This window comes from Bryocella sp., from assembly GCF_058498515.1.
In genome coordinates this window covers 114,671-129,553 of record NZ_JBMHYI010000024.1, presented here as the reverse complement: position 1 = coordinate 129,553, position 14,883 = coordinate 114,671, and the positions used below count along the sequence as shown (strand labels likewise).

The following is a 14,883-nucleotide window of genomic DNA, read 5'->3' as shown; positions in this document are numbered from 1 at the left end:
AGTCACGTCCCTGGACTACACCCGCAGGAAAAATGCTCTAAGCAGCCGCCGCCGGAAAGAAACCGTCGCAGCCTGAGATCGGGGTGACCTTGAGGCGGAGTGCTGCATGACGCGGGTGCCCGCACTCATCCAACATCGTTACATCGGCGAGCTTGCCGGTGGTGATGGAGACCAGGGTAGGCGTCTTCGGGGTTTCACCGAAATGGACGCAGAGACCGCACTGACCGGTGTGGATTGATTCCATGAGGGCACCTCTTCGAAAAGAGATGCCGCTCACGGCGTCAGGGTGCGATCCCTTTGGAGAATTAATCGACGAAGTCTACGTTGGCCTTGTGCGGGATGATGCCGCGCTCGTAGCCGAGGTCAAGCAGCTTCTTGATGGCCAATCGGCCGTCTTCGCCGTAGTTCAGCGTGCGCTCGTTGACGTACATGCCGACGAAGCGGTTGGCATCGCGGGTGTCGAGGTCGCGGGCGAACTGCATGGCGTACTCGAGGGCCTGGTCGCGGTTGTCGAGGGCGTGCTGGATGGAGTCGCGCAGGGCCTGGGTGGTGATGCGCTGGACCTCGGAGCCGAGCGAGCGGCGGATGGCGTTGCCGCCGAGCGGAAGCGGGAGCCCGGTCTCTTCCTTCCACCACACGCCGAGGTCGAGGACCTTGCGGAGGCCGTCGCGGCCGTAGGTGAGCTGGCCCTCGTGGATGATGAGGCCGGCATCGAACTCACCCGCAACGACCGCGGGAATGATGCGGTCGAAGGGCACGGTGACGGTCTCGATCTCGGGAGCGAAGAGCTTCATGGTGAGGAACGCGGTGGTCAGCTCGCCGGGGATGGCGATCTTCACCTTCTTGATCTCTTCGAGCGTGTAGGGGCGCGGGGCGACGATCATGGGCCCGTAGTTCTCGCCCACGGAGCCGCCGCAGGCCATCAGCGTGTAGTTGTCCTGCAGGTACGGGTAGGCGTGGAAGCTGATCGCGGTCACATCGTAGGTCTGCTCGTTGATCGCCTTCTGGTTCAGGGTCTCGATGTCGGTGAGCGTGTGGGTGAACTTGTAACCGGGCACGCGGACCTTGTTGGTCGCGAGGCCGTAGAACATGAAGGCGTCATCGGAGTCGGGGCTGTGAGCGATGGTGATTTCGCGAACTGCTGCTGGTGCGGTAGACATGTATTCCTTAGGCCCGAACACGGGCGTTTCTATTGTTGCGATGACGCGGTGGTCACCGGTTGCGACCACGGGTCAGGAGCAAGATCTAGCGGCTGCGCCGGAGGGTGCTGTAGATCCCGGCGGCGGCGAGGACCTTGACGATCTCACCGGGGAGGAAGGGAAGAATGGAGGCCATGGCGACCGCTCGAAGGGATACGTGTCCTGGCGTCAGGATCTCGTTCCAATGTGCGAGCCAGCCGGCCCCAAAGGCGAAGAGCACAGCGATCGCGGCAAGCCCGCTGAGCGTGGCCGCGACGAAGCGCGGGATCCGTGCGGAAATGCGGTTGGCGAGGCCGGCAATCATCGCCACGAGGGGGTACGCCATCAGGTAGCCGCCGGTAGGGCCAACGATCTGCGCGACGCCTCCCGGACCGGTCGGGCTGAAGACCGGCAGGCCGAGTGCGCCCTCGAGCAGGTAGGCCGCAAGCACGGCGAAGCCGCCGAGCGGGCCAAAGGCCAGACCCACGCCGATGACCGCGAGCGGTGTCAGGATGAAGGGCACCGGCGTAAACGGCAGAGGGAAGACCACATGCGCTGCTGCTGCGACGACGAGGGTCGCGGCCAGTCCCAGTGCGATGCGGCCGGAAACTGTGCTGGCCAGCGACGTCGCGGCGGAGCGGAAGGATGTGCGGGAAACGGGGGCGGTCGGAGCGGCGGTATGCGGCATAGCAGTTAAACCTTATCGCAAACCGGCACGCGAAACATCTCCAGGTGTCGAAGTGAGCCAAGGTCTATGCGCGCCACTTCCTTTTATGCCTGCCGCTTCTGTTCTTCGGGATTGCCGAGAGTGCCTGGATTCGGCTGGGGAGTGCGGGGTTCGCGGTTACGGCCGCGCGGAGCGACGGGGTCGGAGAGATCTCCCAAGTCCTTGCTGTAGTACGACGAAAGGTCGGGCCGGCGCAGCGGGGCGATCAGATGGCGTCCGGAGCTGTTGCTGGCCAGCCGCGGCGCCACCCGATGGAACGCTGGGCCGGAGGGCATCGACTGGGACGGCGAGATGAGCCGCGGGGCGCGCGTGATGCGCGAGCTGCTGGAGTCCATGCCGGCATCGTGCTGGGCGACGAGGGTGCCAGGAATCGTCTGCGGCTGCGGACGGACCAGCGGCGGGGCTGGCCTGGGAACGCGGAAGGGAATGGTCTTCGCCGCTTCGACCGAGAACTCCAGCGGTTGTGAGGATGGCTCCGACGATGCTGCGGTCTCCGGTGCGCTTCGCGCCGGTAACGCTACTGGGTGAGCCAGCGGCGCGGGCGGAAGAGCGATTCCAACGTGGGTGGAGACAAAGGCAGGAAGCTCGTCGGCCGCAATTTCCGCAGGAGCAGGCGGCTCAAAAGCTGGGGCAGCGAAGGCGCGCGCGAGCACCAGCGGCCGGGCCGGCAGGGCGGAGGCTACAGCCGCGAGCGGTAGTTGGACCTCAGCCGCTACAGCAGCCATCGCAGGCTCGCCGATCACTGGTTCCTCGATTGCGGTTGCGGCGGAAGAGAATCGCGCCATCACGGGCACCATGGAGGCGGCAGCGATCACCTCGGGAGCTTCATGCTTGGGAGCGATTTCTATCTCAGCTTCAGCGTGCGTCTCTGCGGCGACCGGGATTCGTGCGAGCACAGGAACGTGCTGTGTGGTGTTTGCTGCGGCAACAACTGCCGCGATCGGCTCGGCGGTCGCCTCAACTGCTGGAACTGGACTGGCGTGGTCCGCGGTGCGGAGGACTGCCATCACCGGCGGTGCGAAAGAGCGCGTGATGCTCGTCTGCGCGACGGGAACGGCGGCTGGGACGGTGCGTGAAGGCGCTGCGGTAGACTCCGGCGCGAGAGGTTGCAGAGGACGAAGCGCTTCGAAGGTGAAGGGCTCTCCGAAGAGCGTTGCAGTGATGTGGCCCCGCGCAGCGACCGGCACAGCAGCGTAGGACGTTCGCGAGGGCACTACGAAATCCGGCATGGCGGTCTCTTCCCAGGCTTCGGACATCCTGGCGCGGGCTATCAGGGCGCGGTCCCCTCCGCTGAGGGTCCGCAGCAGCGAGGTCTCCCATCCGCCCTCTTCCTCCATCGGTTCGTCGTCGGCCTCGGCTACGGCTTCTGCTGCCACCTCAGACTGGAATTCCTGTTGTACAGGGATGGGTGCTGCTGCATCCGCCTTGCGGGCCTCGGTGAATACGGATTCCTGCGGCGGGTTCGCGAAGGCAACGCTGCTGGGTGCGTCTTTCGATTCGGGTGCGGCGGTAGGAGCGGACTCGGATACGGCTTCGGGCGCTTCTGTCGAGACAGAGATCGCTGGGGATTCGGGATCGCGGAAGCTGAGCTCGGGGGCTTCGGGCGCGAGGTTGATGCGCGAGCTGCTGAGACCAAGCGAGATGCTGTCGCTGGCAGGCGCGTCCATCTCACGCAGTCTGCGAGTGCGCCGGCGAGAACGCCGGACGTGATGCACGATGGCCAGCAACGCCCAGAGCAACGCCACCAGCGCGAGAACAAAGACCGCTACAAGCACGCGCATGTGTGAGAATCCCGGTTCGAGCATAACAAACGCGACATGAAGATTTGCCGAGTATCTCAGAGCAATTTCAGGGGTTTCTGCCCGTTTTTCCTCTGCTGCAGGGGTGTTATGTACCACTTTGTCCACAGAGTGTTGATGCGCTGAAGGCAACCCGTCATGGTGTCTGCAAGCTTGATTCCCCCGCGTCATTGCTGCACGAAACGCTGCGCCGACTGAACGATACTTGAGAAAGCAACGCACCCCGCGTTGCGCGCACGCCAGGGACCCGCGCTTCGATGATCACGCCCGACAACACAACCTCTGGGAACGAGCGTCAGCCGCGTGGCGGCGTACGCCACGTTGCTTCCGTCGCGGAGGCCGCGCGCGAGCGCTGGCTGCGCTGGCGCAGGCGTGGAGCGACGGTGGCGGCCGGGCTGCTTGCCGGGATGATGGGTTATGGTGTGATCTTCGGACACAACGGCCTCATCGTGTTCGCGCACAAGCGCGAGGAGTCGCGTGCTTTGGCTCGTCAGGTGGAAGTGCTGCAGCGCGAGAACCAGCGGCTGGAACTGCACGTGGAGCGGCTGCAGAGCGATCCCGATGCGATTGAGCATCAGGCCCGTGAGGAGCTGCACTACACGCGTGCAGGCGAGGTTATCTACTCGCTGCCGGAGAAAAGCACAACACAACAGCCCGCGCCCCCCAAAGCCAAGTAGTCCTAAAGCCGGTCCGAGACCTATTCCTGCGAACAGGATGAGCTCTGCTGCGGTTACCCTGTAGTGAGGGAAAGGTGTGCGCACGCTTGCAGGGGATCTCTTTATTGTTCGTGGGAGCACGGGGTCCGCTGCTGCATGTGCGCGCGCTGGAGCCTCTGCTGGCGGTGATCGCAGTGCAGGCGCTGGCCGCGGTGGCGGTGCTCCTCCTCAGGGAAGCGGAAGGCGCGCTGCGGCGCGTGCTGCCGTTTGTCGTGAGCCTTGCCGTGGGTGTACTGCTGGGCACGGGGCTGGCGCACCTGCTGCCGGAGGCGGTCGAAGCGCTGGGCAATCGACCGGGACTGTGGGCCACGCTGCTGGGGACCATCCTCGCGCTCTATGCGTTTGAACGGATCTTTCATGTGCTGGCGGGCGTCAGCGCGGAGCCCGTGCAAGAGTTTTCCCCGGAGCACAGCGACTGCGACGAACTGCATGGGCATCACACGCATGCGCACGGGGCGTCGCGCCCGGCTACGCTGCTGCTGGGTGCGGTGACGCACAGCTTCGTCGATGGCGCGAGCGTGGCGGTGGCCTTCGCGGTCGATCGGCGCATTGGCTGGATCACGGCGCTGGCGATTGGGCTGCATGAGATTCCGCACCGCCTGGGAGACTTTGCGCTGTTGCTGCACATGGGGGTGCATCGCGGACGCGCCGCAGCGTTGGCCATCGCCGCAGGAGGATCCAGCCTGGTGGGATGGGCGCTGGTGGCGTGGCTCGGAGCCACTCCGGGATCAGGTCTCCGCCTGGTGCCGTGGTTGCTGCCGGTCAGTGCCGGAAGTTTCGTCTACATTGCTCTGGTGGATCTGCTGCCTGAGATCGGTGGGGATCGCCGGCTTGGAGCGGCGATGGTGGAGATCCTCGCGCTCGCCGCGGGCCTCGGGCTCGCGATAGCCTTGACCCGCATTCCCGGAGCGTAAGCGAATCGAATCGGCGGAACCTGAGCGACCGAAGCCCCGTAACCCAAGCGAACTGAATCCCTGGAGCCTGAAGCAACGCATGCGTATTGGAATCGACCTCGGCGGAACGAAGATTGAAGCGATTGCCCTCGACGACCAGGGCGCGGAACACAGCCGCATTCGAGTGGCGACGCCGCGGGGAGACTACGATGGCACGGTGCGCGCCATCCAGGGGCTGGTGGCGGCCGTCGAGTCCGAGATGGGGATGACAGGCAGCGTGGGGGTGGGCATTCCCGGCACTGTGGTGCGGGCCACCGGGTTGGTGAAGAATGCGAACTCCACGTGGATCAACGGCCGGCCGCTGGAGGAAGATCTCTCCGCCGCGCTGGGCCGCGAAGTGCGCTGCGCCAACGACGCCAACTGCTTTGCCGTGAGTGAAGCCACCGACGGCGCTGCCGCGGGACAGGCAATCGTCTTCGGCGTAATCCTTGGGACAGGCTGCGGCGGTGGCATCGCGATCCATGGGCAGGTGCACTCCGGCCGCAACGGCAATGCGGGCGAGTGGGGACACATCCAGCTGCCGTGGGCCACTCCGGAGGAACTTCCGGGCCGGCCCTGCTATTGCGGCCTTTCGAGCTGCCTGGAGACCTGGATCTCCGGCACAGCCTTCGAGCAGGACTTCACGGCGATCACCGGACGCACGCTGCGCGGCAAGGAGATCGTGGAAGCGGCCGAGCAGGGCGATGCGGAGTGCGCCGCCGCGTTGGCTCGGCTGGAGAACCGGCTTGGGCGTGCGCTGGCGGTGATCGTCAATGTGCTTGACCCGGACGTGATCGTGCTCGGCGGAGGGCTCTCGAACCTCGACCATTTGTACGCCGGTGGCGTGGAGAAGGTGATGCGGGAGTATGTCTTCGGGCGCGAATGCGATACGCCGATTCTGCGCAACGTGCATGGCGACTCGAGCGGCGTGCGCGGCGCGGCCTGGCTGTGGCCGGCGAAGGCGAAGCTGTGAAGCTCTCGTAACGGATTTTCGTGCTGTCGAGGCAAGAGGGCTGCAGGGCGCGAGGTTTGCGCACCCCGATTGCGGCTCTTCGCATCCCATGCAGCATGAGCTCTTCCAACACAACCTCCGGTACATCCCTTGGGTCTTCGCTTCGCACGGAACTCACCGCGCTGCTCGATGGCGGCCTCGCCCACGCCACCTTCGCGGATGCTGTGAAGGACTTTCCTGCCGAGCTGCGGGGCGTGGTGCCGCAGGGGCTGCCGTACTCCGCGTGGCAGATCCTGGAGCACCTCCGCCTCACGCAGAAGGACATGCTCGATTTCTCCGACAACGCGGACGGGACTTACCAGGAGAAGCCGTGGCCGGCAGCCTATTGGCCCAAGTCTCCGGAGCCGCCATCTGCGACCGCGTGGAACGAAAGCATCGCGGCGATCAACGCCGACCGCAAGTCCTTCGACGATCTGCTCGATGGCGCGAGCGATGAGGAGCTGGTGACGGCGTTTCCCTGGGGCGATGGACAGAGCCTGCTGCGCGAAGCCCTGCAGCTCGCCGACCACAATGCGTACCACGTGGGCGAGCTGATCGTAGTGCGGCGGTTGCTGGGGGCGTGGAAGAAGTAGGGCTCCGGCTACGATTCATGGCAAGAGCTTATTGCTGACATCCTCCAGCTTCGATGTCTTGGAGTTGCGGACCTGTAGCTTGAGCGTCCCGCCCTTCACGTCGGCGATCACGCCTTCGTCCCCGTTGCTGTCCGCGAGCTTGGCGGTAGCCGTGCCGTCCCGGGTAATCCCCATGGCGATCTGATCGTTGCGGGGGCCGCTGCGTGCGAACATCGCTACGCCGGAGAAGCTGGGCGAGACCAGCAAGCCCAGGGCGTCGCGATCGCTGTAGTCCATGCCTAATGCCGTCCGGGTGCCATCGTCCGTTGTTCCCAGACCGGCTCGTTCGTTGCCGTCGGCGTCGTTAATCATGAAGCCCGCACTGGGAGCGTCGTGCAGGCGTTTCTGCACCTGGCCCATGACCTGAGGTTCGTAGCCGGGATAGGAGATGACGAACCGATCCGCTCCGTTCGGGCCTAGCAGAACGAAGCCATCGACTGGATCGGAGCGCTTGCGGCCCGCGACCGTCGGCGTCGGCGAGCCGAGCAGAATCCGTGGCCGGCCTTGCTCGTCCTCGATGACCAGCCCTCGCACGCGCAAGACTTGATCGCGCTGGCCGGCTCCAGCGGAGTGTACCGTGGCGAACCCGCACACCACCGCAATCGTCAGCAACAGAAGGCAGGCGAAGCACATCAGTTGAAGCTGCCTGACGCGGTGCTTCAACATTGCGATTTCAGCATCCATAGAGTCATTCCTTCGCAGACGAAATAGGCGTCGATCCGGAGATGATCCTGAGGCGCGACCTGGTCCTTGCAGCCGGGGCCGTCCTCATGATGCATGGGGCTGATCTCAGATCACGCTTTTGACGTATACGTTTGCGGGACAGGCTAAGGATGCAGAATCTGCCGGTGACGTCGCTTTAGATTCCCAGCGCCTCAACCCACTCGCTGGGGCTGGCGACCAGTACGTCCGGCTTGGCGAGCTGCAGCGAGGCGGGCGCAAGTCCGAAGCCGCAGCCGATGCTGCGTGCGCCGATGCGCCGCGCGGTGAGCACGTCGACGTCGGAGTCGCCTACCATGACGACGTCGGCGGGATCGATCTTCGCCGCGGCGTGGTCCTCGTGGAGCAGGATGGCGTGGGCCTCTTCGATCAGCTTCAGGAGGCCTTCGGGATCGGGCTTCTTGGTCGCGAAGGAGTTGCCGCCGTAGTTCTGGAAGAAGTAGGGCGTCAGGCCCAGGGCATCGCAGATGCCGCGCGATGGAAGGACCGGCTTGTTGGTGAGCACCGCCATGGGCAGCTTGGGACGCCGCGAGCGGATCGTCGCCAGCGTCTCCAGCACACCGTCGTAGCAGCCCGTGTTGTCCAGCTTGTGCTCGCGGTAATGTTCGAGGAAGTGCTGGAAGGCGCGCTCGAAGAGCACCTCGCCTTCGGCCTTGTGGCGGCCAGAGTCCGCGTCGCCGGGATCTCCCAGAGCGCGCCGCATGAGCATGGCCGCGCCGTCGCCAATGTAGCCGGCGATGATCTCGTTCGGCAGTTGGGACTTGCCCACGTGGTCGAGCGCAGCGTTGACGGAGTTGCAGAGGTCCAGCGAGGAGTTGATGAGGGTGCCGTCGAGATCGAAGACTACGAGCCGGGTGCGTGCCATGCCGAATAGTTTATGACTGGAGCGCTGTGTCTGGCTCTCCCCAAGCCTAGGGCTGCGCCGTCCACTGCATGAGAGTGAACGTCCACTCACCGCTGGAGAGCTTCATGAGGTGGAAGCGGTACTCACCCTTCGGGTGCTGCAGCTGGCCTGTCCTGCGATCGCGCAAGGTCTCGGTGTAGGTGCCGGAGAGGTGCGCGGAGTGCCCGACCCACAGGATCGTTGGCGCGCCCAGGTGCAGGTCCGAGTCATAGGCGGCGAAGACGTGGTCGTAAAGCTTGCGGAGCTGGGCGGGAGTGGAGAAGCGCTGGCCGGAGGGGTCCTCGAAGACGGCATAGCGCGAGTAGGAGGCGAGGATCTCGTTCTCCTGCTTGTCGTGCATGCGTTGGGCGAAGAGGTCGAGCTGATGGACGAGCTCGCTGCGGGTTGGGTCCTGAGGCGCGGCTGCATGGGTGGCAGCAGAGGTCAGCAGCAGACCAAGAACGCCGAGGAGAGCGAGTCGCATGCCCGCGAGTATAGGGTTGGTTGCCGCGAAGAGCCAAGCGGCTGCGCTAAAAAAATGGGGGCGTATGCTTCGTCCTGCATACGCCCCGGCGCAAATTTTGTTACTCGATGGAACGTCGAAAACTTGTTATCGCGGTGAGATCTCCACATCGCCGGAACCGGTGCGGATCTCTAGTGCAGGGCCACCTCCGTTGACCGGACCGGTCAGGTGATGACGCCAGTGCTCGCTCTGCTGCGGGGCATTGGGGAAGTGCACGCGGATGTCGCCCGAGCCGGTGGAGGCCTCGAGGTTGAAGTGGGTGTCCGGGTTCAGGCGCAGGCGCACGGAGCCAGAGCCGGTGGCGACGCTGGACTCGCCGGTCATGCGGCCGTCGGCTTCGATATCGCCGGAGCCGGTGCGGGCGCGCAACGTGCCGTCGAAGCCATGGATGCGCACCGAGCCGGAACCGCTCTTGGCCTGGACTGGACCGCCGCCGTCGCCTTCGAGCTCGATGTCGCCGGAGCCGGTCTCGAGCTCCGCACCGCCATGTAGGCCATGTGCCCGCACTGAGCCGGAGCCACTGCGGCCGGAGAGATAGCGGCCGACGCTTTCGGACTCAATGTCGCCGGAACCTGAGCGCAGGTTCAGCGCGGTGGATTTCGGCGTGGTGATCTCGTAGTCGATGGAGATGTTGTTGAACAGCATGCGGTCGTAGTTCTCGCCGATGCGGATGGTGTTGCCGCTCTGCTCGATCGGCGGATTCTCAACAATGCGCCGAATGCGCGACTGCACATCGCCGAAGGCGCTCCAGCCGGCGTGGACGTGGCCCACGATGTGGATCTGGTTGTCGCTGCCGGGGTGAACGCGGATATTGCCCGAGCCGGTAGAGACGTACAGGTCCGGCTGGCCGGAGACCGTGACCGTGCGTTCGAAGTTCGCGTCGGCGAGTGCGGCGGTGGAGACTGCGAGAACCGCAGTCAGGGTCAGTAGTTGCATCTTCATCATTGCCTCCTTGCGTCCGCCTCCCGCTCGGGACGGTCCGTGTTCGTTCAAGTTCTGCTAGTTGCTACGAGGTCTGCTGCAGCACGATCGTGTCGCCTGACTTCAGGCCCGAGATCACCTCGACCTTGCTCCCATTGGAGAGGCCGATCTTGATGGGAATCGCCTTGTGGCCGTCCTTGGCTTTCGGATCCGGAACCCACACGCTGGCGTTGCGGTCCTTGTCATAGATCACGGCCTGCTCGGGGATGGTGAGCACATGCTTATGCTCCTCGAGCACGATCTCCGCGTTGGCGGTCATGTTCGACTTGAGCTCGCCGCCGGGGTTGTCAATCGAGACCCACACCTCGAAGGTCGTGACGTTATCCTTCTCCACGCCCAGCGGCGCGATCTTGGTCACGTGCCCTTCAAACGTCTTGCCCGGGAAGCTCTGCACCTTGATGCGGGCTCCCTGGTTCATGTAGACCTTGCCGATGTCCGACTCGTCGACCTTGCCCTTGACGTAGACCTGGTGGGTGTCGCCGAGCGTCATGACGAGTGTGGCCGTGGACCCGAGCACCAGGATCGAACTGACGGCGTCGCCGACCTGCACGTCTCGGGAGAGCACCACACCGTCCATGGGAGAACGCACCAGGGTGTAGCTGAGCTGCTCCTGAAGCTGCTTCAGCGAAGCTTCGGCCTGCTGCACCTGGGCTTCTGCCTGACGATACTTACCCTCGTCCACCAGGACCTGCGCGACGGCCTTGTCCTGAACATTCTTGGCCGCGAGATACTTCTGCTGCGCGTCGTCGAGCGCCTGCGTCGAGACGACGCCTTCCTTCTGCATCGCCAGCGCGCGCTGATAGCCGTGCTCGAGGTTGGGGAGGTCGGGCGCCTCGGCGGCGATCTTGTCATATTGCACGGAGGCCGCGGCGGACTTGGCATTCGACTGCGCCGAGGCCAGCTGCGCCTGCTGCGCCGCCACCTGATCGAGGATCTCCTGCTGGTCGAGCTGCGCGAGCACTTCGCCCTCATGCACCGGGCGGTTGATGTCCGTAAAGAGCTTCGTGACGATACCCGAGGCCTTCGACTTAACCTCGACCTGAGTGATGGGCTGCACCTTGCCCGTGGCCACGACGGAGCGCGCGACGTCGCCCATCTCCGCGTGCGCCAGCTGCGTGGGGTCGATCTTGGTGTTGCCTGAAACCGACTTCACCGCGAAGACGGCGGCGACAACGATCACTGTCAAGCCGACGCCGAGGCCGATCCAAAGCTTCTTGCGAGATTTCTTCTGCTGCGACAAGGCCGCCATCCTCCGCGATTCGAATCAGGAATCGAGTCGATGGGGATACGCAGACGATACGGAATTGGTTCCAGCCGGGTTAGAAGAGATCTGTTTCGAGCGTCGCAATGAAGGGAAGCCCCGGAACAGCGATCTTGTGGAGCCGGCGGTCGTTGGTGATGAAGAGGTCCACGGACGCGTGCGCTGCAATCGCCAGGTGCATCGCGTCCGGTGGTTTGAGCCCCGACGCTCGGAGCTGAGCGAACATCGGCGAAGCCTGGAGCGGGAACGGCAGGATTTCCACTTCAGAGGATTCGAAGAAGCTTTGTATCGCTTGCGACCCAGCGGCGTCCCCCAGGATTGTGGGGCCAACCAGCATCTCGGCGCAGACCAGGGTGCTGGCGCAGAGACGATCCTGGCGGCGGCTCATTGCGTCGTGGATGGCCGCGATGCGGGGGCCATAGCTGGGGTGGCCCTCCATCCAGTAGGCGTACAGCATGGTGTCCCAGTAAACACGCCTCACTCGCCCCACTCCGTGCGCTCTTTGCGGTGGAAGGCTTCTGCTCCGCCGAGCCGGCCGTATGCCTCCTGCAGCATGCCTCGCAGTCGGTTGAAGGCAGGGGACGGCTCGCTCGAGTTGGGGGCGGAACCGTCGGGAAGAGGCTCCAGCCGATAGGTAAAGACAACGGTCGAACTGGTTCCGGAAGGCGGCCCCTCCATCAATTCGAGCGTGGCGTGATTTTCTTTCAGCAATTTGCGGGACTTGAGGGCGTTACAGACGAGCGGAATCCGATTCGACGGAATCAGCTTATCTTCGAGGAGTTTTTTGTTGAATTCGCCGGATTGAATGACCACGTGCGTTCGGCCTGCGTGCCGAGCCGGCTCGAAATACTCAGCGCGTGCCCGGGAGCGAACGACGTCAGTGCTGCCGTCATGAGGCATGAACCTTCTCCCAAAGCCACAGACTATCCCCGGTCTTTAGTCATGTCAAGACAAGACATCTAAGACATGTCTACGCGTACTTGCGCAGAATGCCCAACACCTTGCCCTGGATGGAAACCGAGGTCGCCAGGGCGAAGATCGGGGACATCTCCTTGTTGGAAGGCTGGAGGCGGATGTATTCGCCCTCGCGGTAGAAGCGCTTCAGTGTGGCATCGGTGCCGTCGACCAGGGCGACGACGATCTCACCTTCACGGGCGGTGCGAGTGCGCTCACACAGTACGTAGTCGCCGGAGACAATGTGCTCATCGCGCATGGAGTCGCCGCGAACTTCGAGGGCGAAGACGTCGCGGTTGCCGACGATGTCTCCCAGGGAGATGGACTCGGCGGTCTCGACGGCTTCGACAGGCTTTCCGGCGGCGATACGGCCCAGCAGCGGAAGACGGTCCGGCGCCGCGCGGCGGGCGCCGCGCTGCGGCAGTACGTCGATCGACCGGCTGCGGTTGTGCGCACGCTGCAGCAGGCCTTTGTTTTGCAGGTTGGTGACGTGCTTGTGCACGGTCGCCAGGGAGCTGAGGCCGAGGCCCTGAGCCATCTCCTCATAGGACGGCGAGTAGCCGTTCTGAGACGTGAAGGAGGAGAGGAAGTCGAGGACCTCTTTTTGCCGCCGCGTGATGGCCATGGCCGATATTATGAGCGAATAAAAAGCGAATTGCAAGGGGAAGTCGCAAAGCTGGTGCAATTCTGGATACTCTGGTCTCCGGATGGGTACCACAGGGCATCGTCGGCGAGTTCTGGTCACAAGGGCGGCGGAGCAGGCCGGCGATCTGGCCGACGCCCTGCGCTTTGTCGGTCTCGAGCCGGTGTTGATCCCCGTTTTGACCTTCCGCGAGGTTGATTTTCGCGATCTTGACGCCGCGCTGGCTCGGCTCGGTGATTTCGACTGGCTCGTTCTCACCAGCATTAACGCGGTGAAGGCCTTGGCGGCACGGCTGAAAGCGAACTCCGGGGTCGTCCCGGAGACCATACAAATTGCGGTGGTGGGGAAGGCGACGGGGAGGACCGTCGAGGAGCTGCTGCCGGGACGATGCGCCGACCTGCTGTCGCCGGACCCGATTGCGGAGTCGCTGGCTCTTGCGCTTGCGGAGCATGCTTTGGACCCGTCCGGGCCGCCGCGGCGATTTCTCATCGTGCGGGCGCAGGAGGGGCGAGAGGTGATCGAACAGGCCCTAATCGCTGCAGGGGCAGAGGTTACGGTGGCTCCCGGATACAGTACCGGAGCGCCGACGGAGTCACTAGCCGCTCTTCAGGAGATCGCGGCCACAGGGCAATGGCCGGCAGCGGCTACCTTCACCAGCCCATCCTCCGCGCGGAACCTGCTGGCGCTGCTGGAGCAGGCGGGCGTCAGTCTGCCGGAGTCGGTGCGGCGGATTGCCATCGGCCCCGTGACCGCCAAGGCGCTGCAGGAGCTTGGACTTCCGGCTCATGCCACTGCCAGCGAACCTTCCGCTGAGGCCTTGGCGATGGCAGTGCTGGTCGCACTGGACAGCGCCTAGATTTTGATCCCGCGGGAAAAGCTGGAACCCGATCCGGGGCCCGCATAAATATCATCTCTATTCATCTTGGCGAAACATAAAACTCTGGAGTAGGATCACCAATCATCCCCTTTTGGCAGGGCGCTTGTCGCCCTCCAGGCACGAGGATGTACCGGCCCAATCAGCGAAATCTTGTCACACAGAGGTTACTCACACCCCTGCTGCGGATATCGCGATCAACGTAAATCTCCACCTGAAGTTTCTCCTGCAAGTGATGCAAAAGAAGTGCAAAGCTCAGTGACTTGACCATGTCTTGTCGCTTGAGTTGCACAACTTTTCCACACTGCAGTCGACGCAGTGCGGCTTGCGGGCGAGGCAGACCTGGCGACCGTGGTGGATGAGTTCGTGCGAAAACTGGATCCAGTGGTCCTGCGGAATGATCTTCATCAGATCCTGCTCAACTTTCACGGGATCGTCATTCTTCGTCAACTCCAGCCGCCGGCTCAGGCGCCCGACGTGGGTGTCGACGACGATGCCCGAGGGGATGCCGAACCAGCTGCCCAGCACGACGTTGGCAGTCTTCCGCGCGGCTCCCGGAACCTGGGTGAGCTCCTCGATCGTCTGCGGCACCTTGCCGCCGAATTTCTCGACCAGCACGCGGCCGGCGTTCTGGATGTTCTTCGCCTTGGAGTGGAAGAAGCCCGTCGGCTTGATAATGCGCTCGATGTCCTCGATCCGGGCTTTGGCCAGTGCCTCCGGCGTAGGGAAGTGGTCGAAGAGCTCCGGAGTGACCTTGTTGACGGTCACGTCGGTGGTCTGGGCGGAGAGGATGGTTGCGATCAGCAGCTCGAACGCATTGCGGTGCGTGAGTGCGCAGACGACGTTGGGGTAGGTGCGCTGCAGGGCGTCGAGGATGGCTGCGATGCGCTCCGGCGCGAGGGGGTTCGCCGTACCCCCTTTGACCGACTTCTTCTTCGCGACAGGCTCGCTGGCGGCGATCTTGCGGGCCTTTGCTGCGGACACGCCTTTGACGGCTGCCGCGCGCTTCTTTGGCGAAAGCTTCTGAGGAGGGACGAGGGCTTTGGCGGTTTTCTTCGCTGGCATACAG

18 protein-coding genes are annotated in these 14,883 nt (G+C 64.0%); 5 read left to right on the top strand and 13 right to left on the bottom strand.

Annotation, left to right across the window (positions count from 1 at the left end; all coding sequences use genetic code 11):
- Positions 1–37: 37 nt before the first annotated feature.
- From AC5E6W_RS07465 to AC5E6W_RS07450, 4 genes are all read right to left on the bottom strand, one after another.
- Positions 38–244, bottom strand: a complete 207-nt coding sequence (locus AC5E6W_RS07465) for a hypothetical protein (RefSeq protein ID WP_491751645.1) — start codon at positions 242–244, stop codon at positions 38–40.
- A 61-nt stretch (positions 245–305) separates the two neighbouring features.
- A complete protein-coding gene (locus AC5E6W_RS07460; protein ID WP_491751644.1) occupies positions 306–1,160 on the bottom strand; it encodes a menaquinone biosynthesis family protein in 855 nt (284 codons plus the stop codon).
- Between the two features lie 85 nt (positions 1,161–1,245).
- Positions 1,246–1,866: a biotin transporter BioY gene (locus AC5E6W_RS07455; protein WP_491751643.1), complete on the bottom strand. Its 621-nt coding sequence runs from the start codon at positions 1,864–1,866 to the stop codon at positions 1,246–1,248.
- Positions 1,867–1,949: 83 nt separating this feature from the next.
- Positions 1,950–3,686 (bottom strand): hypothetical protein, encoded by a 1,737-nt coding sequence (locus AC5E6W_RS07450; RefSeq protein WP_491751642.1) that lies wholly within the window; start codon positions 3,684–3,686, stop codon positions 1,950–1,952.
- Positions 3,687–3,961: 275 nt separating this feature from the next.
- Here AC5E6W_RS07450 and AC5E6W_RS07445 point away from each other — a divergent pair, with 275 nt between their 5' ends.
- The 4 genes from AC5E6W_RS07445 to AC5E6W_RS07430 all read left to right on the top strand — a co-directional run bounded on the left by AC5E6W_RS07445 (position 3,962) and on the right by AC5E6W_RS07430 (position 6,936).
- A complete protein-coding gene (locus tag AC5E6W_RS07445) occupies positions 3,962–4,381 on the top strand; it encodes an FtsB family cell division protein (RefSeq protein WP_491751641.1) in 420 nt (139 codons plus the stop codon).
- 110 nt (positions 4,382–4,491) lie between these two features.
- Positions 4,492–5,334 carry a ZIP family metal transporter gene (locus AC5E6W_RS07440; RefSeq protein ID WP_491751640.1) on the top strand — a complete coding sequence of 281 codons (843 nt, stop codon included), beginning with the start codon at positions 4,492–4,494 and terminating at the stop codon, positions 5,332–5,334.
- Between the two features lie 79 nt (positions 5,335–5,413).
- Entirely contained in the window at positions 5,414–6,325 is a 912-nt protein-coding gene (locus AC5E6W_RS07435; protein ID WP_491751639.1) for an ROK family protein, read from the top strand.
- Positions 6,326–6,420: 95 nt separating this feature from the next.
- Complete coding sequence (locus AC5E6W_RS07430) at positions 6,421–6,936, top strand: DinB family protein (RefSeq protein WP_491751638.1); 516 nt, start codon at positions 6,421–6,423, stop codon at positions 6,934–6,936.
- Between the two features lie 15 nt (positions 6,937–6,951).
- On the opposite strand, the gene AC5E6W_RS07425 is transcribed toward AC5E6W_RS07430, so the two are convergent.
- From AC5E6W_RS07425 to lexA, 8 genes are all read right to left on the bottom strand, one after another.
- Positions 6,952–7,659, bottom strand: coding sequence for a hypothetical protein (locus AC5E6W_RS07425; protein WP_491751637.1), 708 nt, complete (start codon positions 7,657–7,659; stop codon positions 6,952–6,954).
- Between the two features lie 175 nt (positions 7,660–7,834).
- Positions 7,835–8,560 carry an HAD family hydrolase gene (locus AC5E6W_RS07420; RefSeq protein ID WP_491751636.1) on the bottom strand — a complete coding sequence of 242 codons (726 nt, stop codon included), beginning with the start codon at positions 8,558–8,560 and terminating at the stop codon, positions 7,835–7,837.
- A gap of 46 nt (positions 8,561–8,606) precedes the next feature.
- Positions 8,607–9,062 carry a hypothetical protein gene (locus tag AC5E6W_RS07415; protein WP_491751635.1) on the bottom strand — a complete coding sequence of 152 codons (456 nt, stop codon included), beginning with the start codon at positions 9,060–9,062 and terminating at the stop codon, positions 8,607–8,609.
- 126 nt (positions 9,063–9,188) lie between these two features.
- Positions 9,189–10,037, bottom strand: a complete 849-nt coding sequence (locus tag AC5E6W_RS07410) for a DUF4097 family beta strand repeat-containing protein (protein WP_491751634.1) — start codon at positions 10,035–10,037, stop codon at positions 9,189–9,191.
- A gap of 70 nt (positions 10,038–10,107) precedes the next feature.
- Positions 10,108–11,322, bottom strand: coding sequence for an efflux RND transporter periplasmic adaptor subunit (locus AC5E6W_RS07405; protein ID WP_491751633.1), 1,215 nt, complete (start codon positions 11,320–11,322; stop codon positions 10,108–10,110).
- A 79-nt stretch (positions 11,323–11,401) separates the two neighbouring features.
- Positions 11,402–11,824, bottom strand: coding sequence for a type II toxin-antitoxin system VapC family toxin (locus tag AC5E6W_RS07400; RefSeq protein ID WP_491751632.1), 423 nt, complete (start codon positions 11,822–11,824; stop codon positions 11,402–11,404).
- The gene (locus AC5E6W_RS07395; protein ID WP_491751631.1) at positions 11,821–12,243 is read right to left on the bottom strand and encodes a hypothetical protein; all 423 of its coding nucleotides are present in this window, start codon (positions 12,241–12,243) and stop codon (positions 11,821–11,823) included. The genes AC5E6W_RS07400 and AC5E6W_RS07395 overlap by 4 nt, the downstream gene beginning before the upstream one ends.
- 70 nt (positions 12,244–12,313) lie before the next feature.
- Positions 12,314–12,922 (bottom strand): transcriptional repressor LexA, encoded by a 609-nt coding sequence (gene lexA, locus AC5E6W_RS07390; RefSeq protein WP_491751630.1) that lies wholly within the window; start codon positions 12,920–12,922, stop codon positions 12,314–12,316.
- Positions 12,923–13,004: 82 nt separating this feature from the next.
- On the opposite strand from lexA, the gene AC5E6W_RS07385 reads away from it, so the two are divergent.
- A complete protein-coding gene (locus tag AC5E6W_RS07385) occupies positions 13,005–13,796 on the top strand; it encodes a uroporphyrinogen-III synthase (RefSeq protein WP_491751629.1) in 792 nt (263 codons plus the stop codon).
- Between the two features lie 273 nt (positions 13,797–14,069).
- Here the strand turns inward: AC5E6W_RS07385 and nth are convergent, their stop codons facing one another.
- On the bottom strand, positions 14,070–14,879 hold the full coding sequence (gene nth, locus AC5E6W_RS07380) for an endonuclease III (protein ID WP_491751628.1): 810 nt from the start codon (positions 14,877–14,879) through the stop codon (positions 14,070–14,072).
- Between the last annotated feature and the right edge of the window lie 4 nt (positions 14,880–14,883).